This window comes from Rhizobium sp. Root274 (assembly GCF_001429245.1).
Classification (GTDB): domain Bacteria; phylum Pseudomonadota; class Alphaproteobacteria; order Rhizobiales; family Rhizobiaceae; genus Allorhizobium.
The window spans coordinates 1,052,252-1,078,702 of the sequence record NZ_LMJE01000001.1; the positions used below are offsets into that span (position 1 = coordinate 1,052,252).

14 protein-coding genes are annotated in these 26,451 nt (G+C 61.5%); 7 read left to right on the forward strand and 7 right to left on the reverse strand.

Going from position 1 to position 26,451, the window contains the following annotated elements:
- Positions 1–89: 89 nt before the first annotated feature.
- From ASE36_RS05360 to ASE36_RS22520, 3 genes are all read right to left on the reverse strand, one after another.
- A complete protein-coding gene (locus tag ASE36_RS05360) occupies positions 90–7,577 on the reverse strand; it encodes a hypothetical protein (protein ID WP_062276258.1) in 7,488 nt (2,495 codons plus the stop codon).
- A gap of 224 nt (positions 7,578–7,801) precedes the next feature.
- Positions 7,802–12,526 (reverse strand): beta strand repeat-containing protein, encoded by a 4,725-nt coding sequence (locus tag ASE36_RS05365; RefSeq protein ID WP_062276260.1) that lies wholly within the window; start codon positions 12,524–12,526, stop codon positions 7,802–7,804.
- Positions 12,523–12,675, reverse strand: coding sequence for a hypothetical protein (locus tag ASE36_RS22520; protein WP_156378570.1), 153 nt, complete (start codon positions 12,673–12,675; stop codon positions 12,523–12,525). Before ASE36_RS22520 ends, ASE36_RS05365 begins: the two co-directional genes overlap by 4 nt.
- 471 nt (positions 12,676–13,146) lie before the next feature.
- On the opposite strand from ASE36_RS22520, the gene ASE36_RS05370 reads away from it, so the two are divergent.
- The 3 genes from ASE36_RS05370 to galE are packed head-to-tail and all read left to right on the forward strand — an operon-like array spanning position 13,147 to position 17,441.
- Positions 13,147–15,186: a glycosyl transferase gene (locus ASE36_RS05370; protein ID WP_062276262.1), complete on the forward strand. Its 2,040-nt coding sequence runs from the start codon at positions 13,147–13,149 to the stop codon at positions 15,184–15,186.
- Positions 15,187–15,245: 59 nt separating this feature from the next.
- A complete protein-coding gene (locus tag ASE36_RS05375; protein ID WP_062278098.1) occupies positions 15,246–16,403 on the forward strand; it encodes a UDP-galactopyranose mutase in 1,158 nt (385 codons plus the stop codon).
- 51 nt (positions 16,404–16,454) lie between these two features.
- A complete protein-coding gene (gene galE, locus ASE36_RS05380; protein WP_062276264.1) occupies positions 16,455–17,441 on the forward strand; it encodes a UDP-glucose 4-epimerase GalE in 987 nt (328 codons plus the stop codon).
- Positions 17,442–17,474: 33 nt separating this feature from the next.
- Here galE and ASE36_RS05385 read toward each other — a convergent pair whose 3' ends face one another.
- A complete protein-coding gene (locus tag ASE36_RS05385; RefSeq protein WP_062276266.1) occupies positions 17,475–17,870 on the reverse strand; it encodes a YbaN family protein in 396 nt (131 codons plus the stop codon).
- 168 nt (positions 17,871–18,038) lie between these two features.
- Here ASE36_RS05385 and ASE36_RS05390 point away from each other — a divergent pair, with 168 nt between their 5' ends.
- From ASE36_RS05390 to ASE36_RS05400, 3 genes are all read left to right on the forward strand, one after another.
- Entirely contained in the window at positions 18,039–19,292 is a 1,254-nt protein-coding gene (locus ASE36_RS05390) for an NAD(P)/FAD-dependent oxidoreductase (RefSeq protein WP_062276267.1), read from the forward strand.
- 289 nt (positions 19,293–19,581) lie between these two features.
- A complete protein-coding gene (locus ASE36_RS05395) occupies positions 19,582–20,940 on the forward strand; it encodes a glutamine synthetase family protein (RefSeq protein ID WP_062276269.1) in 1,359 nt (452 codons plus the stop codon).
- Positions 20,941–20,950: 10 nt separating this feature from the next.
- Positions 20,951–22,249, forward strand: a complete 1,299-nt coding sequence (locus ASE36_RS05400; RefSeq protein ID WP_062276271.1) for an NAD(P)/FAD-dependent oxidoreductase — start codon at positions 20,951–20,953, stop codon at positions 22,247–22,249.
- A 27-nt stretch (positions 22,250–22,276) separates the two neighbouring features.
- Here ASE36_RS05400 and ASE36_RS05405 read toward each other — a convergent pair whose 3' ends face one another.
- The 3 genes from ASE36_RS05405 to rirA all read right to left on the reverse strand — a co-directional run bounded on the left by ASE36_RS05405 (position 22,277) and on the right by rirA (position 25,223).
- Entirely contained in the window at positions 22,277–22,822 is a 546-nt protein-coding gene (locus tag ASE36_RS05405; protein WP_062278100.1) for a gluconokinase, read from the reverse strand.
- 48 nt (positions 22,823–22,870) lie between these two features.
- Complete coding sequence (locus ASE36_RS05410; RefSeq protein WP_062278103.1) at positions 22,871–24,511, reverse strand: GMC family oxidoreductase; 1,641 nt, start codon at positions 24,509–24,511, stop codon at positions 22,871–22,873.
- A 229-nt stretch (positions 24,512–24,740) separates the two neighbouring features.
- Positions 24,741–25,223, reverse strand: coding sequence for an iron-responsive transcriptional regulator RirA (rirA, locus tag ASE36_RS05415; RefSeq protein WP_062276273.1), 483 nt, complete (start codon positions 25,221–25,223; stop codon positions 24,741–24,743).
- 172 nt (positions 25,224–25,395) lie between these two features.
- On the opposite strand from rirA, the gene ASE36_RS05420 reads away from it, so the two are divergent.
- Positions 25,396–26,439 carry a Fe(3+) ABC transporter substrate-binding protein gene (locus tag ASE36_RS05420; protein ID WP_062276278.1) on the forward strand — a complete coding sequence of 348 codons (1,044 nt, stop codon included), beginning with the start codon at positions 25,396–25,398 and terminating at the stop codon, positions 26,437–26,439.
- Positions 26,440–26,451 lie beyond the last annotated feature (12 nt).

Sequence of the window (26,451 nt, forward strand, 5' to 3'; positions counted from 1 at the left end):
CTGAGCGGCAGGGTGTGTCTCGATACGACAAGGCCTCCCCGGCGAATGCCAGGGAGGCCTTTTTCCGTTCAACCTTAGTGTCAAGCGGTTTAGGTGCCGAGATAGGCCGCGATCACCGCCGCCACCTGGTCGGAGTTCATCGCACCCATCTGATGATCCATCAGGGCGCCCAGCTGTGTGCTTGAAAGCTGGGAGATGTAAGTTGTCGAGAGACCGGCTATGCCGCTTGAACTGAAGGCAGCGATATCCGACGAGGAGAAGGTCGCCAGGTCCTCCAGTTCGAGGGCCGCCACCTGGGCAGAGTTCAGCGCCGCGACTTGACCCGGTTTAAGCGCCTCGGCCTGAGCGGTCGTCAGCGACGTGATCACCTGCGTTCGCAAGCCCGAAATCGCGCTGCTGCTCAAGGCTGCAATGGCATCCGTCGACATCAGCGCCACATCTTCCGTGCCGAGACCTGCAGCCTGCACCGCTCCCATGGCGCCGATCTGGGCCAATGTCAGCGCACCAATCTGCAGCGTGCTCATGGCGTCGACCTGATTGTAGCTCAAGCCGGCGATCTGGGCGGTGGAAAGACCTGCGATTTCACCCGTGGACAATGATGCGATGACGACCGTGGACAGACCCTTGATCGCCGAGGCACTGATGGCCGCGAGATCGGTTTGCGAGAAGGTCGCGATACCGAGCGTGGAAATACCCGCCATGGCATCGGCGCTCAGCACCGCAATCTGGCTGGTCGAGAAGGCATCGATCTGGTCGGCTCCGAGCACGGCGATCTGAGCGCTGGACAGGCCCGAGACGCTCGCCGTGCTGAGGGCGGCGATGGCGCTGGTGCTCAAACCGGCAATGAATGCCGTCGACAGGCCGGCGATGCCCGACGAGTTGATAGCGGCAAACTTTTCCGACGAGAAGCCCTCGATATCGGCGGCACTGAGGCCCGAAAGAGCATCGGATGTCAAAGCGCCGATTTGAGACGTCGTGATCGCGCTGATCTGTTCGACGCTGAGTGCCGCCATCTGGGTCTGTGTCAGCCCCGCCATGCCTGCCGCACTGATGGCTGCGATCTGGGCGGTCGAGAAAGATCCGAGGTCTTCAGTGGTGAGTGACGCGATCTGTTTGGAGGTCAATGCCTTGACCTGGGCCGTGGTCAGCGAATCGATCTGCTCGGATGTCAGGGTGGCCAGCTGGCTGGTGCTGAGGGCCGCCACCGCACCCGTGCTGAGAGCGCCTACCTGCGCCGGCGTCAGGCTGGCGATCATGGTGGTCGACAGGCCTTCGATGCCGGCTGCACTGATCGCCGCGATGTCCTCCGAAGAGAAGACGTCCAGATCCTCCGTTCCGAGAACCGCGATCTGGCGCGACGTGAGTGCCGCCACCTGCTTGGTGGTGAGGGATTCGATCTGATCGATGCTCATGGCATTGATCTGGGCGGTCGACAGGCCGGCAATGCCGCTGGTGCCGAGCGCAGCAATCTGGTTGGTCGAAAACGCCGCAATCATGCCGGTCGATAGACCCGCGATAGCGCTCGAACTGATCGCGGCAATGTCGGCCGTCGAGAAGGTCTCGATAGCGTCGATCGTGAGCACCGCCACCTGCGCTGAGGTCAGGGCTGCCACCTGCGACGACGAGAAGGCTTCAATCTGGTCGACACTGAGTGCCGCGATCTGACTGGTTGTCAGGTTTGCGATCGACGTGGTGGTCAGGGCCGCGATCTTGGCAGTCGACAAGACTGCCAGATCGTCTGTGCCCAAGGCTGCGACCTGCCTCGAACCGAGAGCGGCAATCTGCTGCGATGTGAGTGCCTCGACCTGCACTGTGCTGAGTGCGGCAATCTGATCCGTCGTCAGCCCGCTGATCGCAGCTGTGCCAAGAGACGCGATCTGCTCCGTCGACAAGGATGCGATGGTGCCGGTGGAGAGACCCTTGATGGCGGTCGAACTGATGGCGGCGATGTCAGCCGTGGAGAACATGTCGAGGGCGGCGGTGCTGAGAACGCCAATTTGGGTGGAGGTGAGAGCGCCCACCTGAACCGATGTCAGCGCCTCGACCTGCTCCGAGCTGAAGGCGAGGATCTGTGTTGTCGACAGAGCATTTACGACAGCCGTGCTCAGGACCGCTACCTGTGCCGTGGTGAGTGCGGCAAAGTCATCGGTCCCGAATGCGGCGATCTGTCGTGTGGTCAGCGCCGCAACCTGGGCTGTCGTGAAGGCTTCCATCTGCGCCGTGCTCAGCGCATTGATCTGCCCTGTCGTCAGTCCGGAGACCCCGGTCGCGCTGAGAGCCGCGATTTGGTCTTTCGTCAAGGCGGCCAACACGGTCGTTGGCATGCCGGCGATCGAGCCCGAGGAGATGGCCGCGAGATCAGCTGTGGAGAAGACGTTGTAGTCTTCCGTGCCCAGGGCTGAGATCTGTGTGGAACTGAATGCTGCGACCTGCGTGGGGGTCAATGCCTCCACCTGATCGGAAAGAAGCGTCTGGATCTGTGTCTGGGTAAGCCCCGTCACGCCGACGGCGCTGATCGCAGCAATCTGATCTGCGGAGAGGATCGCCACCCGATCCGTCGCGAGAGCGGCAACCTGACGGGAGCCGAGGGCCGCGATCTGGCTGGTCTTCATGATGTCGAGCTGACCGACAGTCAGGGCAGCGATCTGCGACGTCGACAAAGCAGCGACCACTGCGGTGCTGAGTGCTGCGACCTGATCGGCCGAAAGCGCGGCTATCGATCCGGTCGCGAGGCCGGCGACGGCCGCCGTGTTGATCGCGGCGACATCCGCCGTCGAGAAGGTGGCGAGATCGTCAGTCCCGAGGGCGGCGATCTGGCGCGAACTCAAGGCAGCGACCTGGGTCGTGTTGAGCGCCTCCACCTGAGCGGTGCTCAAGACATTGATCAGTGCCGTCGACAGACCGGCAATCCCCTGGGCACTGATTGCCGCGATCTGGGTGGTGGAGAAGGCCGCGATGCTGGCCGTCGAGATGGCCGCGACCTGGCTGGAATTCAGGGCCGCGATCTGGGCAGTGGTAAGTTCCGCCACCTGAGACGGGCTTAACCCGTTCAACTGCAATGTCGACAAGCCGCCGACCCCGCCGGCACTCAAGGCTGCAAGTTGATCGGCCGAGAGGGCTGCGATCTGCTCAGAGGTCATGCCGACGACAGCACTTGATGTTATCGAGGCGATATCAGCTGTCGAGAAAACGGCTATATCATCCGTGCCGAGGGCCGCGATCTGTTTGGAGCTGAGGGCCGCCACCTGAGTCGGCGCCAGTGCCTCCACCTGGGCGGTGCTCATGGCGACGATCTGCGCGGTGCCGAGGCCACTGATGCCGTCCGCACTCAGCGCGCTTACTTGAGCGGTCGACAGCAATGCAATTTCGTCCGTGCTGAGGACCGCGACCTGCGCGGAAGATAGCGCTGCGATCTGCAGCGTGCCGAGAACGGCAACCTGCGCCGTGGTCAAGGCGGCGACCTGCTGCGTGCGCAAGCCGGGGATGCCGGCTGTTTTCAGGGCCGCAACCTGAGCGGTTGAGAGTGACGCGATAACAGCGGTCGAGAGACCACCAATCGCCGCCGACCCGATGGCGGCCATATCCGCAGTCGAGAAGGTCGCGATATCAGCCGTGGTCAGCATCGCCAATTGGGACGAAGTCAGCGCGGCCACCTGATTGGCGGTCAGTGCTTCGACCTGGGCTGAGTTCAAGGCATCGATCTGGCTGGAGGTCAGGCCAGGAACTGTGCCTACGCCCAGGGCCGCAACCTGATTGGTCGACAGCGTCACAAGCGTAGTTGTGGGAATTGCACCGATCTGAGCCGAGGTGAGCGCTGAAATCTGGGTGGTGCTCATGGCCGCAAATTGGCCGGAGGAAAGCGTCGCCACCTGCTTGGTGCTCATGCCAGCAACACCAGCCATAGTCAGGGCAGCCATCTGGGCCGAAGACAATGCACTGATGGCCTCAGTCGTGAGGCCAGAAATGGCAGCCGCGCTGATCGCCGCCACATCCTTGGTGGCGAAGGTGGCGATGTCGTCAGAGCCCAATACCGCCAACTGGGTTGATGTGAGTGCCGCAACCTGCGCCGTGCCGAGGGCTTCTACCTGAGCCGTACTGAAAGCGTCGATCTGTTTGGTGGATAGGCCCGTGATTGCCGATGCGTTCAAAGCCGCCACCTGGGCGGTCGACAGAGTGGCGATGACGTCCGTCGTTAGACCGCCAATCGCGACCGATCCAATCGCCGCAATATCCTTGGTCGCAAAAGTCGCGAGATGATCGGCCGTGAGGACAGAGAGTTGCGAAGCGGTCAGAGCGGCGACCTGAACCGTGGTCAAGGCTTCCGCCTGCGCCGTCGTCAGTGCTGCGATCTGCGACGTCGTCAACGCAGCGAGGGTCACGGTATTCAGTGACGCAACCTGGAGCGTGGAAAGCCCGCCGATCGTCTCCGTCGTCAGGGCGCCAATCTGCGTCGAGGTCAGGGCTGACATCTGCTTGCTGGTGAGCGCGCCAATCTGATCCGACCCAAGAGCCGCCACCTGAGCAGTGCTGAAGGTGGCAAAGGCCGCAGTGTTCAAGGCCGCTATGTGAACTGTCGACAGGGACGCGATGAGAGAGGTAGCGAGGCCGGGGACGGCAGCGGCAGTCAAGGCGGCGATATCACCGGTCGAGAATACTGCGAGGTCCTCGGTGCCGAGCGCTTCGATTTGCAGGGAACCCAGCGCCGCGACCTGGGTCGTGGTGAGAGCCTGCATTTGAGCCGTGCTCAGCGCGACGATCTGGGCCGTTGTCAGCCCGGCGATCCCGGCAGCGCTTAAAGCTTGCACCTGCGTCGTCGTCAGGGACGCAATATTCGCCGTGGTGAGGGCCGCGACCTGTTTCGAGCCGAGGGCTGCGATCTGCTTGGTGGTCAGGGCCGCAACCTGTTCGGACGTCAGAACTTCAACGAGATCAATCGGCAGTTTGGCGATGGGGCTGGTGCTGATGGCGGCGATCTGGGCGGTGGAGAGCGACTGGACGACCTCTTCGGTCAGGCCGGTGATTGCATCACTGGTAAGGGCCGCGATCTCCGCCGTCGTAAACGTCGCGAGATCGTCCGTGCCGAGAGCCGCCATCTGCGTGGACTTCAGAGCCTTGACCTGCTTTTCCGTCAAAGCCTGAACCTGGGCGGTCGACAAGGCCTGAACCTGCTCCGACGTCAGTCCGCCAATGCCGAGCGTGCTCAGTGAAGCGACCTGCTCGGTCGACAGTACGCTAAGGGAGCCGGAACTGATGGCTGCGACCTGGGCGGCCGTCAGCGCTGCGATCTGATTGGTGGACAAGATCGCCAGTTGATTGGTGCCGAGGGCCTCGACCTGGCTCGTCGTCAATGCCGCTATGGCAGAGGTTGAAAGGGCGCCGAGCTGGGTGGTCGGAAGTGCCGCGAGGATTTCCGTGGCGATGCCGGAGACGGCCTTGTTGGTGATCGCAGCGATCTCCGCCGTCGTGAAGGTTGCGAGGTCTCCGCTGTCGAGCATGGAGATCTGTGCCGAACTCAGCGACTTGATCTGACCCGAGGCAAGAGCTTCGACCTGAGCCGAAGACAGGGTCTCCATGTGCTCGGTGGTCAGGCCGGCGACAGCGGTCACGCTCAGGGCTGCAATCTGAGCCGTGGACAGCGCGGCGACGTTCGCTGAATTTAGGGCCGCGATCTGCTTGGAGCTCAAAAGCTTGATCTGCGATGTCCCTAGTGCCTGCACCTGCTCGGTGGTCAATGCACTGATCTGGGTGGTGGTCAGGCTGGTGATCGCGGCGGTACTGAGGGCAGCGATTTGCGTGGTCGTGAGCGCAGCCACAAGCTCGGTATTCAAGCCGATGATGGCAGCACTCGTCAGCGAAGCGATGTCCCCCGTGGAGAAGGTCGCGATATCATCGGTTCCGAGGGCACCCAACTGCTTTGCGGTCAGAACCTTGACCTGTGTCGTCCCAAAGGCCTCGACCTGTGTGGTGGACAGGGCGCTGATCTGGTCGGTGGTCAGGCTTGCCACTGTCGAGGTCGACAAAGCGGCAATTTGAGCGGTCGACAAAGCAGCGATTGCGTCCGTCGACAGCCCCGACACTGCCTTGTTCACGATCGCTGCGATGTCCGCCGTCGAGAAGGTCGCGATATCCTCTGCGCTCATGGCTGCGAGTTGATCTGAACGCAGGGTCTTGACCTGTGCTGACGTCAAAGCCTCGACCTGCAGTGTTGAAAGTGCGCCGATCAGCGTGCTGTTCAACCCGATGATGCCGGCCGTGGTGATGGCCGCAATCTGCGCTGCGCTCAGGGCCGTGACGTTTTCAGTGGTAAAGCCGCCGATCTGGCGGGAGCTCATGGCCTTGACCTGCGTCTCTGTCAGGGCTGCCACCTGGTCCGTGGAAAAGACGGCCAGCTGGCGCGTGGAGAGCCCCGCGATGGCGCTGGTGTTCATCGCGGATATCTGGCTTGCCGTAAGCGTGGCGACGACATCCGTCGACAGACCTGTCACGGCCTTGTTGGTGAGGGCTGCGAAGTCCGCCGTCGAGAAGGTCGAAATCGCATCGGCCGAGAGAACCGCAACCTGTGCAGACGTCAGTGCCTTCGTCTGGTCACTGGTGAATGCTTCCACCTGGGCGGTGCTGAGAGCAGTCATCTGGGCTGTCGTCAGACTTGCAACCGAAGCTGTCGCCAGAGCAGCAATCTGGCTCGTGCTCAAGCTTGCAAAGACCGCAGTGGTGATGCCCGGCACTGTCTTGTTTGAAAGAGCGGCGATCTCGGCTGTGGTAAAGGTGCCGAAATCGTCTTCATCAAACACGGCGATCTGCGAGGCGTTCAAGACCTTGATCTGGCTCGTGGTCAAGGCCTCGACCTGCGCGGTCGACAGGGAAACCAGCTGACCCGTGGACAGGCTGGCGATCGCCGCCGTGCTGAGCGCAGCGATCTGAGCCGTCGACAGTTCGGAGAGGTTTTCCGTCTTGAGTGCGGTGATCTGCTTGCCAGTCAGCATTCCCAATTGCTGCGTGGTCAAGGCGTTTGTCTGGGCCGTGGTGAGCGCAGCCAGTTGCTTCGTCGTCAGCTGGCCAATCGTGCCGGTGCTCAACGCGGCGACCTGTTGCGAAGTCAGCACGGCCAAGGCCTCGATGGAAAGCCCCGTGATCGCGCTGCTGCTGATGGCAGCCATATCGGCCGTGGAGAAGCCCGCGATGTCCTCGGAGCCCATTGCCGAAAGCTGTGTAGCCGTCAGATTGGCGACCTGAACGGCCGTCAGGGCGGCCGCCTGCGCGCTGGAAAGGGCCGCGATCTGCTTGGTTGTGAGTTTGCCGACAGCCGTGCTGTTCAGGCTCTCGATATCGGCCTGGTCAAGCACTGCCAGCTGATCCAGCGTGAGACCGACGATTGCGGATTGCGAGATCGCGTTGAGCTGACGGCTGCTCATGACGTCCACGTCTTCCGTATCGAGCGCCGCGATCTGCGCAGATGACAGCGCAGCAATCTGCTGCGTCGTCAGCGACGCCACGTCTTCCGTCGACCATGCAGCAACCGAGGACGTCGATTGTGACCGGATCTGAGTGACGCTGAGAGACGAGATCGTGGTGCTCATTTACAAAATCCGTGATGCTATGTTGTCATCAAAATCAACTCCGGTACCGCAACGGAACCGAGGGCGCGCGACTATAAATGTCCACCATCGTTAAGCGGTCGGGCTTGCCTGAGACTGGAGAGGGAACTTCGGTTCAAGCCTGGCGACGAACGCGCCACACAACGAAAAAGGCGCCCCCTAAGAAGCGCCTTTTCCAGTCACAGTGTATGAGCGATTGCCTGCGATCAGATCGCCGCGTAGGCCGCGATAATGGCGGTGACCTGGTCGTTGGTCATCGCACCGATCTGGGTGCTTGTGAGGGCCTGGAGCTGGGTGCTGTCCAGAGCTGCAATGTCACCCGTCTCAAGGCCGACAATCGCTTTCGTGCTGATGGCGGCGATATCTGCGGTTGAGAACAGCAGCAGATCTGCCGTTGACAGAGCGGTGATCGCTGCAGAACCCAATGCCGCAACCTGCGTCGTGGTCAGGGCCTCAGCTTGATCGGTGCTCAAAGCATCGATCTGAGCCGTGGTCAAAGCGGCGATTGCAGAGGTGCTGAGTGCTGCGATGCCTGCTGTGGTCAGCGCGGCGATATTGGCCGTGCTGAGGGATGCTGCCTGGGTCGAAGTGAAGGCCGCGATCTGCGCCGTGGTGAGAGCGGCCACGTTGTCGGTGGACAAGGCTCCCAGCTGAGTCGTGCTCAGTGCGGCAATCTGCGTCGACGTCAGGCCCGCTGTCTGGTCCGTTGTCAGTGCTGCCACGTTGTCGGTGGAGAGACCTGCCAACGCCTTGGAGCTGAGCAGCGCGATTTCGCTCGACGAGAAGGTCGCGAGGTCATCGGTGCCGAGCGCCGCCAAGGCCGCCGAGCCGAGGCCGGCGATCTGGGCAGTGGTCAGGGCTGCAACCTGATCGGTGCTGAGCGCCGACACCTGTGCCGACGTGAGCGAAGCGATCTGCGTGGATGTCAGAGCCGCAACCTGCCCAGTGGTCAGAGCGGCGACGCTTGTGGTGCTCAACGCGGCGATCTGCGTCGACTTCAGAGACGCAACCTGGGTCGTCGTCAGGCCGGCGATCACCGTGGTCGACAGGACCGCTACCTGTGACGTGCTCAGCGTCGGGATCTGCAGCGAGGTCAGACCGGCGGCCTGATCCGTGGTCATGGCCGCGATGTTTTGAGTGGTAATCCCGGACAAGGCCTTTGTGCTGATCGCCGCCAGATCGGCTGAGTCGAATGTGGCAAACTCATCAGGACCAAAGCCGGAGATTGCCGCAGAGCTGAAGGCGGCAATCTGAGCGGTGCCGAGAACGGTCACCTGATCCGTCGTCAGCGCATTGGCCTGATCGTAGCTGAAGGCGGCAAGCTGCGTCGTCGTTAGCGCCGTAACCTGAGATGTGGTGAGCGCTGCGATGTTCGCAGTGCTCAAAGTTCCAACCTGGGTCGAGGTGAGGCTTGCGGCCTGCGTGGTCGTCAGACCCGCGATCTGATCTGTCGTCAGAGCCGCAACCTGGGCGGTGGTCAGTGCGGCAATCTGCGTCGTGCTAAGACCAGGTGTCTGAGATGTCGACAGCGCGGCAATGTTGGCTGTGGACAGCGATGCCAGAGCTTTGGCGCTTATGGCTGCAATGTCTGTCGACGAGAAGGTTGCGAGGTCATCCGTGCCGAGGGCCGCAAGAGCCGTCGAACCAAGGCCTGCGATCTGGGCCGTGGACAGGGCGTCGACCTGATCAGTGGTCATGGCTCCAATCTGAGCCGAGGTCATGGCACCGAGCTGGGTGGCTGTCAGACCACCGATCTGGCTTGCGGAAAGAACCGCGACATTGGCGGTCGAAAGGCCGCCGATCGCCTTGGTGGAGATCGCTGCAATGTCGAGGCTGGAGAACAGCGCGATGTCGTCCGTGCCGAGGGCGGCCAGATCTTCGGAGCCCAGAGCTGCCACCTGGGCGGGCGTCAAGGCTTCGACCTGTTCGGTCGTCATAGCGGTGAACTGGCTAGAGGACAGGGACGCGACAGCGGCGGAACCCAGTGCCGCGATCTGACCTGTGGTGAGGACCGCGATATTGTCGGTGGAGAGACCCGTAAGCTGGGCGGATGTGAGTGCCGCAACCTGCGTGGTGGTCAGGCCTGCTGCCTGATCGGTCGTCAAGGCACCAATCTGGGTGGAGCTCAACGCTGCAACCTGGGCAGCTGAAAGCCCTCCCATCTGGGTGCTCGAAAGCGTGGCTATAACGGTGGTGCTCAGACCGGCGACGGCCTTGCTGCTGATGACGCCGATCTCGGAGGCCGTGAAGGTCGCGATGTCATCGGTGCCCAGGGCGGCAATGGCGCCGGAGCTGAGCGCGGCGATCTGGTTAGTCGTCAAAGCGGCAACCTGATCCGTGGTCAGGGCACCCACCTGCGTGCTGCTGAGCGATGTTATGGCCTTGGTGCTCAGAGCCGCGACAGCCGAGGTCGTCAGGGCTGCGACGTTGTCCGTGCTCAGGGCTGCGAGTTGGACCGAACCGAAGCCCGCAATCTGTGCGGTGCTCAGCGCTCCGATCTGATCAGTTGTCATCACACCAACCTGAGCGGAGGTCAAAGCAGCCAACTGCGTGGAGGTCAGTCCGCCCAGCTGAGTTGTGCTCAGGGCCGCCACATTCGCCGTGGACAGTCCGGCAATCGCCTTCGCGCCGATGGCAGCCACATCCGCTGTGGCGAACGTCGCCAGATCGTCCGTTCCGAGAGCCGCCAGGGCGGCCGATCCGAGGGCGGTAATCTGCGTTGTGGTCAAGGCGTCGACCTGATCCGTGGAGAGCGCGCCGACTTGTGCCGAGTTCAGGCCTGCAATTGCTTTCGACGAAAGAACTGCAACCTGTCCGGTTGTCAGAGCTGCGACATTTGCGGTGCTGAGCGCGGCGACCTGGGTCGAGCCGAAGCCGCTAACCTGCGTCGTTGTCAGCCCGGCGATCTGGTCCGTGGTCAGGGCACCGATCTGGGTCGAGGTCAGAGCCGCGAACTGAGCCGATGTCAGAGCAGCTGCCTGATCCGTGGAAAGAGCGGCGATATTGGTGGTTGAAAGACCGACAATGGCCTTAGCACTGATGGCCGCTATCTTTGCCGTCGACAATGCTGCCAAGTCATCGGTTCCGAGAGCCGAGACCGCTGCCGAACCAAGGCCGGCGATTTGCGTTGTCGTCAGAGCACCGACCTGGTCGGTCGTCATGGCGCCAAACTGTGCAGACGTGAGCGAACCAAGTTGGGTCGAGGTCAAGGCTGCGACCTGATTGGTGGTCAATGCCGCGATATTGTCCGTCGACAGTCCAGCGATGGCCTTGCTGGAGATTGCAGCGATATCGAGGGTGGAGAACAGGGCAATATCATCGGTGCCAAGGGCGGCCAGATCTTCGGAACCAAGGGCTGCCACCTGTGCCGGCGTCAAAGCTTGGATCTGGTCGGTCGTCATGGCCGTGAACTGAGCCGAAGACAGGGAGGCGACAGCGGCGGAGTTGAGAGCGGCGACCTGAGCGGTGCTGAGGAGGGCGACGTTGGCGGTGGTGAGACCCGTCAGCTGCGTCGATTTCAACGCTGCAACCTGGGTTGTTGTCAGCACCGTCGCCTGATCACTTGTCAGCGCGCCGATCTGAGCTGAACTCAGTGCTCCTACCTGCGCGGCTGTCAGACCCACTGTCTGGTCCGTGGTGAGTGCGGCAATGACAGTGGTGCTGAGGCCGGCGATGGCCTTGCTGCTGATCAGGGCGATCTCGGAGGTGGAGAAGGTGGCGATATCGTCGGTGCCGAGCGCGGCAAGAGCGCCGGAGCCCAGACCTGCAATCTGACCGGTCGTCAGAGCGGCAACCTGATCGGTCGTCAGGGCCGCGATCTGGGTGCTCGTCAGAGCGGCGATCGCCTTGGAGCTCAGGGCCGCGACGGCGGCCGTAGAAAGCACAGCAATGTTGCTTGTGTTGAGCGCCGCAACCTGGGTAGCTCCCAGACCTGCGATCTGCGTGGTGGTGAATGCTGCAACCTGATCTGTTGACAGAGATGCGACCTGCGTCGAGGTCAACGCTGCGACCTGCTTCGACGTCAGCGCACCGATCTGGTCGCTATCGAAGGAGGCCAGCGCTGCCGTGGTCAGACCCGTGATGCCCTTGATGCTGATGGCGGCGATCTTGGCGGTAGAGAATACATCGACGTCATCAGACATCAGTGCCCCGATCTGGGCAGAGCTGAGGACGGCGAAATGGGCGGTGCTCAGACCTTCCACATTGACATTCAGGGTATCAATCTGGTGCGTGCTGAAGCCGACAATGGCCTTCGTGCTGAGGGCGGTGACCTGGGCGCTGGAAAGACTTTGAATCTGGGTGTCGCCGAGAGCCGCAGCCTGAGACGAAGTGAGGGCGGCGACCTGTGTGGTGCTAAGAGCTGCGATGTTGTCGGTCGTCAGAGCGACGATCTGGGCCGTGGTCAGCGCCGCGACCTGCGCGCTAGACAGGGCTGCCAACTGGGTTGTGGAGAGGGCTGCGATATTTGCGGTCGAAAGGCCTGAGATTGCCTTGGAGCTGATCGCCGCGATATCGGTGGAATCCAGGGTTGCGAAGTCTTCAGTGGCCAGAGATGCAATCGCCGCTGAGCTCAAAGCGCCGATCTGGCTGCTGGTCATCGCGGCGATCTGATCAGAGGAAAGCGCGGCGACCTGCGTCGACGAGAGGGCTGCGATCTGGGTCGTGCCAAGTGCGCTGATCTTGGCCGAATCGATAACGGCCAGTTGCGCAGCATTGAGGCCAACCATGCCGGTGGAGGAAAGGGCGCTGAGCTGGCTGGAGCTGAGTGCCGCCAGATCCTCGGTTTCGAGCGCCGCAATCTGCGCGGACGAAAGGACCTTGATCTGTGCCGACGAAAGCGCCGCCATGTCTTCCGTCGTGAGACTGACAATGGTTGCCGTGGAGAGTGACTTGACCTGGGATGTGGTCAGAGAAGTGATGATCGAGGTCATTTAGGCGCGCCTTTGACGTTACGATTTGCTGATGTCATTCCCCTGCCGCCGCATTGTGAGAAGGCCCATTGCCCTGTCACCGCGAACTCAAGCGCATCCTGCGCCTGCTGGCGTTTCAGCCTGTCGAAGAGCGCCGCTGCGGCTTCCATCGAACAGGTGTCCTAGCGGACTGAAAATGTGAGGTAACATGGCTTTCGTGGAAGCCGGAACGCGGGAGGCATCATGCATTCGGGAACCAATCGGAACCCTAACCCTGCGCTTTGAAAAATGTCGGCTCTTGCTGCACAAGAGGTTTTTGGCCTGATCCAGCTGAACGGTCTCGTTGCCGAGTCACGCTGCAGTGGGATCCATGCGCGAATCCTTGCATTTTAGATTCTAATATTCGGTTAATTGGTTATTCGTAAAGTCGTAAATTCAATTTCACAATTGAAACGAGTCCACTCACCGTTTGTCAACGAAGTCTGCCGTCTCAGGAGCATTCACGAGAAAGGGCTGACAGGTGCCTCTTGACCCGAAGCGTGGCAAGCCCAAAGCAAGCTAGATTTGCTAATGAGCGAGAGCGCAATGCGCCCGTGTCAATTCGCGCCGCCAGGCCTCAACCTTCGTGGAATGTCCAGATCATGGATAATGCACCAGCCCAAGACAATGCTTCGCTGTTCGCAGCCCTCTTGTTGCGCGCGCGCAACCAACAACTTCCGCTCGGAGAGCTGTTCCAGGTCGCCGAAGCTTTGAGTGCCGGCGGTCAGCGGGTCTTGGCGGCTGAGCTCTATAAGGCGTGGATCGCCTACAACGACAGCAATCCGCTCCTGCACTTTGTCTATTTCAACTACTCCGTCACCCTGCGTCAGATGGACGACCTCGCCGGTTCCATCCAGGCGTTGCAGGCTTGTCTCAGGATCAACCCGCAATTCGGTCAGGCCCACATCAATCTCGGCCGTGCTATGGAAGACAGCGGATTGAACCTCCAGGCCATTCAGCAGTGGCGCAGCTATGCCGATCAGACAGCGGACATCACCGCCGAAAGGTCAAGCCACCGCTTGATGACCCTGCAGCATATCGGTCGTGTCATGGAAGGCGCCGGATTGCTTGAGGAAGCCGAGACTGTTTTGTGGCAGGCAATCGAGTTGCGGCCGGACAAGCCGGAGGCCGGCCAGCACTGGCTGTCGCTGCGCCAGCATCAGTGCAAGTGGCCGATCATCGTCACTTCCGAACATGTATCAACGCGCCAGCTCGTGGACGCCATGTCGCCGCTGCCGCTTGGTTGCTTCTCGGATGATCCGCTGTTCCAGCTTGCCAAGGCTTATCGCTACAACAATTTCCTCGTCGGTCGGCCCGACACGTCAGGCTTCACACGGCAGACACCGCGAGTGAAGACCGGGACGGGCAAGCGGTTGCGGATCGGTTATGTATCCTCCGACCTGCGCGATCATGCCGTCGGTTTCGCTCTGCGCGAAGTGCTCGAACTGCATGACAAGAGCCAGGTAGAGATTTTTGCCTATTACTGCGGCGAGGCACGCGTCAACGACGCCACGCAGGACCGGATCAAGGCCGCCGTCGATGGCTGGCGCGATATCGCATCGATCACCGACCTGCAGGCGGCAAACCAGATCGTTGCCGACGAGATCGACATCCTGGTCGACGTCAACGGTTTCACCAAGCATGCGCGCACCAAGATCTTCGCCTATCGCCCGGCGCCCGTCATCGTGGCGTTCTGCGGCTATCCCGGCTCGATGGGCAGCCCGTATCATCAGTACATCATCGCCGACGAGCAGATCATTCCGCCGGAAAACGAGATCTATTACAGCGAAAAGGTCTTGCGCATCCCCTGCAACCAGCCGATCGACCGTAAGCGCGTGATTGCCAAGACGCCTACGCGCACTGAGGCCGGCCTGCCGGAAGACGCCTTCGTCTTTGCCTGCTTCAACGGCATGCAGAAAACCACGGCACCGGTTTTCTCGCGCTGGATGGATATCCTGCTCGCCACGCCGAACAGCGTGCTGTGGCTGCTCGGCGCGGCCGACAATGTCAACCAGCGCCTGCGCACGCTTGCCGCAGAACGGGGCGTCGCACCGGAGCGGTTGATTTTTGCGCCGAAGGCGGCAAACCCGCATCACCTGGCACGCATTGCGCTCGCCGACCTCTTCCTCGACACGTTCCCCTACGGCGCCCATTCCACGGCGGCGGATGCCATTACCATGGGCCTGCCGGTGCTGACGGTGCCGGGCAAGACCTTCGCGTCGCGTTTCTGCAGCAGCATCGTATCTGCGGCCGGCATTCCAGAGCTGATCTGCGCTACGCCTGCCGACTATGTTGCCAAGGCGATCGCCTTTGCGCGCACTCCTGCGGCACTGAAGGCGGTCAAACAGTCGCTGCAAGACCAGAGAGAGGGGAGTGTGCTGCGCGATATTCCGGCGCTCGTTCGACGCCTGGAAGAGCTGTTCTGGGAGATGCAGGGTGATTGCGAGCAGGACAAGACGCCGGTTCCGGATCTCACCAACCTCGACGTCTATTACGAGATCGGTGCCGAGCTGATGCTGGAGAATACCGACTTCCTGGACGAGGACACCTATCGCCAGCGCTACCTCCAGAAGCTCCGCCAGTGGAATGATTTCTCGCCGCTTCCCCGTGACTCGCGCCTTTGGTCGGAGCCATCCGCCTGATCGCATCCATCGTGAAGAAAGTGGATGGTCGCAAGACCGGTGATACGCAGGGAGAGCAGATGAGTGCGAGGGGAAGAATTGCGATCGTCGGTGCCGGGCTTTCTGGCGCGGTGATCGGTCGGGCGCTGGCGACGGAGGGCTACAGCGTCGAGATATTCGACAGCCGCAACCACATCGCCGGCAATTGCCATACTGAACGCGATACGGACACCGGTGTGATGGTGCATGTCTACGGGCCGCACATCTTCCACACCGATGACACGGAAGTCTGGGACTACGTCAACCGCTTCGCCACCTTCATGCCGTACAAGAACCGGGTGAAGACGACGAGCCAGGGGCAGGTCTTCTCGCTGCCGGTCAACCTGCACACGATCAACCAGTTCTTCGGCAAGACATTCCGGCCTGACGAGGCGCGCGCCTTTATCGAGACGCAGGCCGATACGTCGATTACCGATCCGCAGACCTTCGAGGAGCAGGCGCTGCGTTTCGTCGGGCGCGATCTCTACGAGGCCTTCTTCAAGGGGTATACGCAGAAGCAGTGGGGCTGCTCGCCAACCGCCCTACCCGCCTCGATCCTGAAGCGGCTTCCCGTGCGCTTCAACTATGATGACAACTATTTCTTCCACAAGCATCAGGGCATGCCGGAAAACGGCTATACGGAACTGGTGCGTGGCATCCTCGATCAGCCGGGCGTAACGCTGCATCTCGGCACGGTTTTCCACCGATCGCAGAAGGATGCCTTCGATCACGTCTTCTATTCCGGTCCGCTCGATGGCTATTTCGACTATGAAAACGGCCAGCTGGGATACCGGACGCTCGACTTCGAACGTTTCACCTATGACGGCGACTATCAGGGCTGCGCCGTGATGAACTATGGCGACGTCGCGGTTCCCTATACCCGCATCACCGAGCACAAGCACTTTTCGCCCTGGGAGACACATCAGGGGTCCGTCTGCTACCGCGAATTCTCGCGCGAATGCAGCGTCGACGACATCCCCTATTACCCGATCCGTCTTGTCGAGGAGAAGCAGCAGCTGGCCGCCTATGTGCGCCGCGCGGAAGAGGAAAAGGCGATTACCTTCGTCGGGCGGCTCGGCACCTACCGCTATCTCGACATGGATGTCACGATCCGCGAGGCGCTAGACACGGCGCGGCTGTTCCTCGACCGACGGGCTGCGGAAGATGTGATGCCGACCTTCTTGCATTCTCCTGTTTGACCAGCCGGCCACCCGGATGGGTTCGGAACTCGCTACTGAAAGCCTCTTTGGATGACCGAAACGAAAATCCTCGTCACCGGCGGCGCCGGCTATATCGGCTCCCACACCTGCCTTGCGCTTGCGGCGAAGGGGTTTATCCCCGTCGTCTATGACAACTTCTCGAGCGGCCACCGCGAGTTCGTGAAGTGGGGGCCGGTCGAAGAGGGGGACATTCGCGATCGCGCGCGATTGCGCGAGGTACTGACCCGGCACAAGCCGGCGGCCGTGCTGCATTTTGCCGGCCTGATCGAGGTATCGCAATCCTTCAAGGAGCCGGAAGCCTTCTATGACATCAATGTCGTCGGGTCGCTCAACCTTCTGCAGGAGATGATGGAAGCCGATATCCGCGCCTTCGTGTTCTCCTCGACCTGCGCCACCTATGGCCAGCCGCAATACATGCCGCTCGACGAGGCGCATCCGCAGGCACCGATCAATCCCTATGGTCGCACGAAGCATATTGTCGAGCAGGCGCTGCGGGACTTCGCCTTATGCGAGCGCATGCGCTCGGTGATGCTGCGTTACTTCAACGCTGCCGGCGCAGATAATGAAGGCCGCATTGGCGAATGGCACACCCCTGAGACGCATGCCATCCCCCTTCTCATCGAGGCGGCGCTCGGAAGACGTCAGGGCTTTTCGATCTTCGGCGACGACTATGACACGCGTGACGGCACATGCATCCGCGACTATGTGCATGTCTCCGATCTGGCTGACGCCCATGTTCGGGCTGTCGAGTATCTGTTGAACGGTGGGGATACCGTGGCGATCAATCTTGGTACCGGCACCGGCACCAGTGTTCAAGAACTGGTGACGGCTGTCGAAGCCGTGTCGGGCCGGCCCCTGCCGGTGACGAGAGCAGAGCGGCGCCCCGGTGATCCGCCGCTTCTCGTTGCGAGCAATGCGACGGCCCGCGATATCCTCGGCTGGGAGCCTGAACGCCATATCGATGACATCATCCGCTCAGCCTGGACCTGGCATCGCCGCTTCAACGGATATTCCTGAGCGGCGGCTCAGCACTTTCGGCTCGCTCCGCCGTCAAACCTTCGGGTCGTCTGGAGGCACTGCCTGCGACGCGCGAGGTCCAGGCCTTGTCAGCACGAAGACTGCACAGGCGACGAGGATCGCACCGACCAACAGTTTGAGCCAGAGTTGCGGCGGCCCGACAAACCAGACGATCAGATAGCTGGCCGACATCAGTGAAACCGAGGCAATCTTGGCCTTCCTGGAGATCGCTCCTTCGCGCCGCCAGTCGATGAGCGGCTGACCGTAACGCGGATGATCGAGCAACCACTGTTCGAAGCGCGGCGAAGAACGGGCGAAGAGTGCCGCCGCAAGGATCATGAAGGGTGTCGTCGGCAGAAGCGGCAGGAAGACGCCCACCACGCCGATCGCGACCAGCAGCCAGGCAGCGGCGAGAGTGAGAAGACGCATGCGGGGTCCTTCGCGGCGAAGCTTTAAGTTGCGCCAGAGATACCGCATGTTCGCAACTTGGCAAGGATGTTGAGGATCGGAGGAATTGCGGCAATTTTTCGTTTGCACCGCAACAGGGGACATGCATCCTTGGCCGGGAAATCTCGTCCTCAGGAATTCGCAAGCCTCATGTCCAAGACCACCCTCGTTCTCGGCGCCGGCATTATCGGCGTATCCACTGCCATTCACCTCGCCCGTCGCGGCCGTTCAGTCATTCTGGTGGATCGGCGTGGGGCTGGCGAAGAGACGTCGTTCGGCAATGCCGGACTGATCCAGCGCGAGGGCGTCGTGCCTTACGGCTTCCCGCAGGAATTGGGCATGTTGATCCGCTATGGTCTCAACAACCGCATCGATGCGCATTACCACGCCAGCGCCATGCTCAAGCTCGTGCCCTTCCTGTCGCGCTACTGGTGGCATTCGAACAAGAGCCGCCATCAGGCGATTGCTCGGGCCTATGCGCCGCTCATCGAAAGCTCGGTTACCGAACACAAGGACCTGATCGAGGCGGCCAATGCCGGCCACCTGATCCGCAAGGACGGCTGGATGGAGATCTTCCGCACCACCGGAAAACGCGACACAGAACTCGCCGAGGCGGAGCGTCTGTCGCGTGAATATGGGGTCAGCTACCGAGCGCTCTCGCGCGAAGATCTGGCAAAGGAAGAACCGCATATACGCGGCGAGTTCGTCGGCGGCCTGAAGTGGAACGACCCCTGGTCTGTCACGGATCCGCATGGATTGACCAAGGCCTATCTCACCTATTTCCAGTCGCTCGGTGGACGTTTCGTCAAGGGTGATGCCTTGAGCCTCGAACAGGGGCCGAATGGCCACGGCTGGCGGGTGCAGACCGAAGACGGCATGGTCGAAGGCGATGACGTGGTGCTGGCTCTCGGCCCGTGGTCGGAAGAGGTCACCCGCAAGTTCGGCTATCGCTTCCTGCTCGGCGTGAAGCGCGGTTATCACATGCATTACGCACCAGCCGGCAATGCGGTGCTGAATGGCTGGACGATGGATGCGGAGCGCGGCTATTTCCTGGCGCCCATGGACAAGGGCATCCGTCTGACCACGGGTGCAGAATTTGCCAATCGGGATGCGCCGAAGTCGCCGGTTCAACTCGGTCGCGCCGAAAAGGTCGCGCGCGAGATCTTCCCACTCGGCGAGCGCCTCGATGCCGAGCCGTGGATGGGCGCCCGCCCCTGCACGCCCGACATGATGCCTGTGATCGGCAAGGCGCCGCGCCACGACGGTCTCTGGTTTGCGTTCGGCCATGCCCATCACGGCCTTACCCTTGGGCCGACGACGGGCCGCCTGATCGCCGAAATGATGACCGGGGAAAAGCCTTTCCTCGATCCGAAAGCCTGGAGCCCGGAGCGGTTCCGGGCCTGAAAACGGCTGCCCCCTGCCGACAGCTTCTGCCGGGGGCTAGCCTTCCGGGGCCAGAAGTGCTACTCAGCCCCGTAATTTGATCAAATTGTTTCCATGGGGAAACAGGCCGGACATCAATGCGCACCGTCAGCATGCGGCCGGCCAAGGGGATCGCTAAAAAAAGCGGGCAGTGGCAATGCGCCGGTGTTTGATCCATAACGCGAAAAGCGTCTATCGTTAGCGGACAGCCCGCTTGCGCCCTGTTGTGCGCTTTTTGAAACCTGATCGACATCAGCCATTACGGTGACCCATGGACATGGCCGAAGAGGCACGCGAATTCTTCGCGGCAAATCCCGATATTGAAGTACTCGAAGCTTTCGTGATCGACGTGAACGGCGTACCGCGTGGCAAGTGGATCCCGCGGGAGCGCGCCATCGACGTGTTGACCAAGGGCATGGCGATGCCCCGCTCCGTCTATGCGCTCGACGTCTGGGGCCGCGACGTGAACGCCGCCGGCCTTGCCGAAGGTACCGGCGACCCGGACGGCATCTGCTTTCCCGTTCCCGGCACTCTATCCCGCGTGACCTGGCTCTCGCGGCCGACGGCGCAGGTTCTCTTGCAAATGCAGACGACCGAAGGCGAAAGCTTTTATGCGGACCCGCGCCAGGTGCTGGCCAATGTCATGGCGCGCTATGCGGCGGCCAAGCTCACACCGGTCGTTGCGACGGAACTCGAATTCTACCTGATCGATCCGGTGCGCTCGGCGCTCGATCCGGTGCGTCCGCCCAATACGCGTGACGGGCGTTGGCACACCGGCCAGACGCAGGTTCTGTCGATTTCAGAGCTACAGGATTTCGAAGAGGTATTCCACGGCATCTCGTCGGCTGCCCGCGCCCAGAAGGTGCCGGCCGACACGACGCTGCGGGAAAACGGTCCGGGCCAGTATGAAATCAACCTCAACCATGTGCCGGATGCCCTTGCAGCAGCCGATTACGCGGTGCTGCTGAAGCGCATCGTCAAGGGCGTGGCGCGGGCGAACGACCTCGACGCCACCTTCATGGCCAAGCCCTATGGCATGCAGGCCGGCAGCGGCATGCATGTGCATTTTTCCGTCCTCGACGAGAATGGCCGCAACATCTATGTCGGCGAGGACGGACCTTCCGAGGCGCTCTATCATTCCGTCGGCGGGCTCCTGGAAAACATGGGCGAGAGCATGGCGATCTTTGCCCCGCACCAGAACTCCTATCGGCGCCTGCGTCCATCCGAACATGCTCCGACTTACGCCTCCTGGGGCATCGACAATCGGTCGGCCGCCGTGCGGGTGATCACCGCGTCGAAGCCTGCGACCCGCATCGAGCATCGCGTGGCCGGATCCGACACCAATCCCTATCTGGTGCTCGCCATGATCCTCTCTGCGGCGCTTGCCGGCATGAAGGAGAAACTGTCTCCGGGCGGGGCGATCTCCGGCGACGAGCACGCGGTCAACCACGAACCGTTGCCGACCAACTGGGATTATTCGCTGCAGCGTTTCGCCAAGTCGAGCTTTGCCTATGCGGCGCTCGGGCCGAAATATCGCAGCCTCTACAGCGCCTGCAAATATCAGGAACTCTCGGAGTTCTCATTGCGCGTGACCGACGTCGAATACGACGCCTATATCCGAACCGTGTGAGGTGACATCCATGGAAAAGTCGATCGGACCCAATCCCGGCCATGCGGCCACCTATTATGCGGCCTCTGCCCGCGACAAGCGTGTGCGCCCCTCACTCGACGGTCAGCACACGGCCGATGTCTGCGTGATCGGTGCTGGCTTCACCGGCATTTCGGCGGCATTGCAACTGGCCGAGAATGGGTATTCGGTGATCGTGCTCGAAGCCGACCGTATTGGCTTCGGCGCCTCCGGCCGCAATGGAGGGCAGATCGTCAACGGCTACAGCCGCGATCTGGAGACGATTGCGAAGCGTTATGGACCTGACCGGGCCGCCCGGCTCGGCGAGATGTCGCTGGAAGGCGGCCGGATTATTCGCGAGCGCGTGACGAAATACGGAATCGAATGCGACCTCGTCGACGGCGGTTTCTTTGCGGCCTTCACCGACAAGCAGGTGAATGAAATGGCCGAGGTTCGCGCCAACTGGCAGAAGCACGGTCATGACGGGCTGGAGATGGTCTCCAAGGCCGAGGTCGGAAAATACGTGAAGGCGGACCGCTATGTCGGCGGCATGATCGACACCAAGGGCGGCCATATCCATCCGCTCGACCTGGTGCTCGGCGAAGCGGCGGCGGCGGAAAGCCTCGGCGCCAAGATCTTCGAGAAGTCCAAGGTGGTGCATCTCGATACCGGTCCGCAGCCCTTCGTCTGCACCGAAGGCGGCATCGTCAAGGCCAAGCATATCCTGGTCTGTGGGAATGCCTATATGGCCGGCCTTGCCCCGAAGATCACCGAGAAGATGATGCCGGTGTCCAGCCAAGTCATGGCGACAGAGCCGCTGGACGTCAAGCTGATCGAGGAACTTCTGCCGGCAAACTACTGCGTCGAGGATGCGAATTACGTGCTCGACTATTATCGACGCACAGCCGACAACCGCCTGCTCTATGGCGGCGGCATCGGTTACGGCGGGCAGGATCCGAAGAACCTGACAGGCGTCATCCGGCCGAACATGCTCAAGACGTTTCCGCAGTTGAAGGAAGCGAAGATCGACTATGCCTGGAGCGGCAATTTTGCCCTGACGCTGACCCGCATTCCGCACATGGGCAAGCTCTCGGACACCGTCTATTTCTCGCATGGCGACAGCGGTCACGGCGTGACTACGACACATCTGCTCGGCAAGATCCTCGGCGAGGCCGTGCATGGGCAGATGAGCCGTTTCGACGTCTGGTCGTCGTTGCAGGCTTATCCCTTCCCCGGCGGGCGCATGTTCCGGGTGCCGTTCACCGTGATGGGCGCCTTGTGGTATGGTCTTCGCGACAAGCTCGGCGTCTAACCACCGGGCATTACCCTCGCCTCCTGTTTAGAACGTGGCTCTGCGGAGTTCGCTCAAGGCTTCGAGGGCCTGCGCAACGATAGCATCGACAGGTTGATCGATGGAGACGGTCGCGACGCCCGGCTCGCCGGTCGGGACCTCCAGCGTGGCAAGCTGACTTTCGAGCAGAGCGGGCGGCATGAAATGGCCGGTGCGGGCGCCCATGCGCGCACTCAGCAGCGCATGCGAGCCCTCCAAATAGACGAAGACCAGATGTCCTGACGTCGCCTTGCGCAGGTGATCGCGGTAAATCTTCTTCAGTGCCGAGCACGAAACGACAATCCCCTGCCCCTTGGCCAAAGCATCGGCCATGGTCTCTCCGATCATCGTCAGCCAGGGCCAGCGATCCTCGTCGGTCAAAGGCGTGCCCGCCGCCATCTTGTCGACATTGGCCTCAGGGTGCAGGATATCGCCTTCGACGAAGGGCAGCCCCAGACGGGAGGCCAACAGCGCGCCAACGGAGGATTTGCCACAGCCGCTCACGCCCATGACGATGATGGCGAGGGGCGCGGATGGGATCTGTTCGTCTGGCATGGTCTTCCTGTCGAGCACGTCTTTCGGAAGGCGCGACAATAAGGGGCTTCAGGCGAAATTCAATCCGGCTTCCACCTTACGAACCGGCTGACGCTCTGCCCGGATTGCGGCAGCCGTCTTTTCCGCCATCATGATGACGGGAGCATTGGTGTTGCCGCCGATCAGGCGTGGCATGACCGAGGCGTCGACGACACGCAGGCCCTCGATGCCGTTGAACTTGAGATCCGGCGTAACCACGGCTGCCGGATCCGAGCCCATTCGGCATGTGCCGACCGGATGGTAGATCGTATCGGCGCGGGCGCGGATAGCGACATTCAGTTCGGCGTCGGTTTCACCCGCGGGGTAGAGTTCGCGCCCACGATAGCGGGCGAGCGCAGGCGCCGCCATGATGTCGGAAAGGCGGCGCGCCCCCTTGCGCAATGTCGTCAGATCTCTCGGATCGCTGAGGAAGGCCGGGTCGATCAAGGGGCTTGCAAAGGGATCGGCGCTGGCCAGGCGAACCGTGCCGCGCGAATGGGGTCTCAGCACGCAGACATGGGCGGAATACCCATGGCCCCAATGCATCTTGCGGACGTGGTCGTCCACCATGCCGACCAGGAAATGCAGCTGTATGTCAGGCCGGTCGAGGGCAGCGTCGGTCTTAAGGAAACCTCCGGACTCCGCGCAGGTCGAGCGCAAATGCCCCATGCGCTCGGTGCGCCACTCGTTTGCTGCGCGCAACAGATCGCGTGTCGCCTTCAGCCCCAGGCCGAAGAGGTCGGTATCCGCCGAGCGGAAGATCATGGTGTAATCCAGGTGATCCTGGAGATTGGCGCCGACACCCGGCTGATCGAGCACCACGTTGACGCCGTGCTGGCGCAAATGCTCCGCTGGCCCGATGCCGGACAGCATGAGGATGTGGGGTGATTGCAGCGCACCAGCCGCGAGGATGACCTCACGCGCGGCACGAACAGTGCGCTCCTCACCGCCCTCACGATAAACGGCACCGACCGCCCTGCCCCGCTCGACAAGGATGCGGAGAACATGAGCGCCGGTGATTACGGTCAGATTGCGCCGATGCATTACATCATGCAGATAGGCGGCAGCGGCCGAGCAGCGCTCGCCGCGTTTCGGCCCCTGCCAGAATTGCGTGGCCTGATAGAGACCGACGCCCTCCTGGTCCGGACCGTTAAAATCTTCGTTGTGACGATAGCCGCACTGCTCCGCAGCCCTGATGAAGGCAAGATTGATCGGCCGGGCCCAGTTCTGATCGCAGACCTGGAGCGGCCCGCCGCGCCCATGCAGGGTATCGGCACCCCGGATGTTATCCTCGGACTTGCGGAACCAGGGAAGCACGTCTGCCCAGGACCAGCCATGGCAACCGAGGGCTGCCCATTCATCGTAATCGCGCTGGTGGCCACGGACATAGAGCATGGCATTGACGAGGCTCGAGCCGCCGAGACCGCGGCCGCGAGGCTGGTAACCGATGCGGTTGTTCAGGGCCTTTTGCGGAACAGTGGAAAAGCGCCAGTTGCCGCTTTTGACATGCCCCGGAACGACAGCCGCTGCTGCCATCGGAACGCGGGCGAAAATCCCGTCACCGCGGCCGCCGGCCTCAAGCAGGCAGACGGTGACGGATGGATCCTCGCTGAGGCGCGCCGCCATCACGGCGCCCGCCGAGCCCCCTCCCACGATCACGTAATCGGCCATGCCATCCCCCATACGGCTGCCCAGTCCCCGCTGGTCGGTTTCATCCGATCAATTCTGCCGTGAACGTAAGCGTAGCATAGACAATGGCCGACGCAAGCAGGTCATGGGCGTGTGGGGCGGGCGATGCCTGTGGCCTCTGAAGCTCCGCCTCGAAGGCGCCGAAGACAAAAAAAGACCCGCACAAGGCGGGTCTTGGGATCTTCAAGCCTTTGAGGCGTGCAACCGGTTGTCAGGCCGCAGGCGCCGCCACCCCTGTTACCCGGCGCGGAGCGAGATCGTCTATGCCGAGCAGGAAGTTGATCTGCGGGCGTGCCTTGACCAGATCATCGATCGTGTACTCCGTCAGGACGTCGAAGAAGGCGTTCAGGGCCTTGCGGAGAGCCGAGTTCAGCCCACAGCTGTCGATCAGTGGGCAATCGACATCGCCGTCGTCCTCGAAACATTCGGCCATGGCAAAGCTGTCTTCGGTGACCTTGACCACATCGAATAGCGTGATCTTCTCAGCGGGGCGACCAAGACGCACACCACCGTTTCGGCCACGGACCGTCTCGACGAGGCCCGCCTTGTTCAGCGGCTGCAAAATCTTGAACAGAAACAGCTCGGAGACGCCGTAAGCCTTGGCAATTTCGGGAATGCGGCTCAACTGCTCATTGTTGGCGGCGCAGTACATCAGCATGCGCACGGCGTAATTTGTCTGCTTTGTCAAACGCATGCACGATTCCTCTGGTTGTCTTGGAGCTTATATAGCGCCTTTTGCAGTTTTGAACAATTCCAAAATACTCAAGTTCTGGCCTCACGTGTCCGTGAAGCGAGTCTCACGTCATTGACAGCTTATTTCATTTCATGAATATGCGCCTCAACATTTCTAGAACGGGAGCCAATCCATGACATCCGGATCTTTCACCGCGCTTGTATTGGGCGCTGTCTCAATGCTGGCATTGACCGCCGGCGCGGCATTCGCCGATGGCGAAGTGAACATCTATTCCTACCGCCAGCCGGAACTCATCCAGCCGCTGATGGACAAGTTCACAGAGGAAACCGGCATCAAGACCAATGTGCTGTTCCTGGACAAGGGTCTGGTCGAGCGCATTGCGGCTGAGGGTGCAAATTCACCTGCGGACCTCATCCTCACCGTGGATATCGCCCGCCTTACCGAGGCCAAGGACGGCGGCGTGACGCAGTCGCTGAATGACGACAAGATCAACAGCCAGATCCCCGCGCAGTATCGCGACCCCGAGGGCAACTGGTTCGGCCTGACCACCCGCGGTCGTGTGGTCTATGCTTCGAAGGAGCGCGTCAAGGAGACGGCGATCACCTATGAGGAACTCGCCGATCCGAAGTGGAAGGGTCGCATCTGCATGCGCGATGCCCAGCACTCCTACAATATCGGCCTCTTTGCCTCGATGGTTGCCCATCATGGCGCCGAATACACCGAAACCTGGCTCAAGGGTCTGAAGGACAATCTGACCAAGAAGCCTGACGGCAATGACCGTTCCCAGGCCAAGGCCATCTATTCCGGCGAATGCGATCTCGGTCTCGCCAACACCTACTATCTTGGCCTGATGATGACCAACGAGAAGGACCCGGAAGAGAAGGAATGGGCGGCTTCCGTGAAGGTCCTGTTCCCGAATGCTGCCGATCGTGGCACGCATGTGAACGTGTCCGGCATGGCGCTCGCCAAGAACGCGCCGAACAAGGACAATGCCGTCAAGCTCATGGAATTCCTGGCGTCTGACGAAGCCCAGACGATCTATGCCGAGCAGGTCTTCGAATATCCGGTCGGCCCTCGCTCCAAGCCGTCTGCAATCGTTGCCGGCTTTGGGCCGATCAAGCCCGATACACTGCCGCTCGCGGAAATCGCTGCCAATCGCAAGATTGCATCGGAGCTGGTCGACAAGGTCGGCCTGAACGATGGTCCGACCCAATAAGACTTCGATCCT

Bases quoted from the DNA above. Each gene is read 5' to 3' on its own strand.
- ASE36_RS05360 (WP_062276258.1), bottom strand. From the start codon at position 7,577: ATGAGCACCACGATCTCGTCTCTCAGCGTCACTCAGATCCGGTCACAA.
- ASE36_RS05365 (WP_062276260.1), bottom strand. From the start codon at position 12,526: ATGACCTCGATCATCACTTCTCTGACCACATCCCAGGTCAAGTCACTC.
- ASE36_RS22520 (WP_156378570.1), bottom strand. From the start codon at position 12,675: ATGGAAGCCGCAGCGGCGCTCTTCGACAGGCTGAAACGCCAGCAGGCG.
- ASE36_RS05370 (WP_062276262.1), top strand. From the start codon at position 13,147: ATGGATAATGCACCAGCCCAAGACAATGCTTCGCTGTTCGCAGCCCTC.
- ASE36_RS05375 (WP_062278098.1), top strand. From the start codon at position 15,246: ATGAGTGCGAGGGGAAGAATTGCGATCGTCGGTGCCGGGCTTTCTGGC.
- galE (WP_062276264.1), top strand. From the start codon at position 16,455: ATGACCGAAACGAAAATCCTCGTCACCGGCGGCGCCGGCTATATCGGC.
- ASE36_RS05385 (WP_062276266.1), bottom strand. From the start codon at position 17,870: ATGCGTCTTCTCACTCTCGCCGCTGCCTGGCTGCTGGTCGCGATCGGC.
- ASE36_RS05390 (WP_062276267.1), top strand. From the start codon at position 18,039: ATGTCCAAGACCACCCTCGTTCTCGGCGCCGGCATTATCGGCGTATCC.
- ASE36_RS05395 (WP_062276269.1), top strand. From the start codon at position 19,582: ATGGACATGGCCGAAGAGGCACGCGAATTCTTCGCGGCAAATCCCGAT.
- ASE36_RS05400 (WP_062276271.1), top strand. From the start codon at position 20,951: ATGGAAAAGTCGATCGGACCCAATCCCGGCCATGCGGCCACCTATTAT.
- ASE36_RS05405 (WP_062278100.1), bottom strand. From the start codon at position 22,822: ATGCCAGACGAACAGATCCCATCCGCGCCCCTCGCCATCATCGTCATG.
- ASE36_RS05410 (WP_062278103.1), bottom strand. From the start codon at position 24,511: ATGGCCGATTACGTGATCGTGGGAGGGGGCTCGGCGGGCGCCGTGATG.
- rirA (WP_062276273.1), bottom strand. From the start codon at position 25,223: ATGCGTTTGACAAAGCAGACAAATTACGCCGTGCGCATGCTGATGTAC.
- ASE36_RS05420 (WP_062276278.1), top strand. From the start codon at position 25,396: ATGACATCCGGATCTTTCACCGCGCTTGTATTGGGCGCTGTCTCAATG.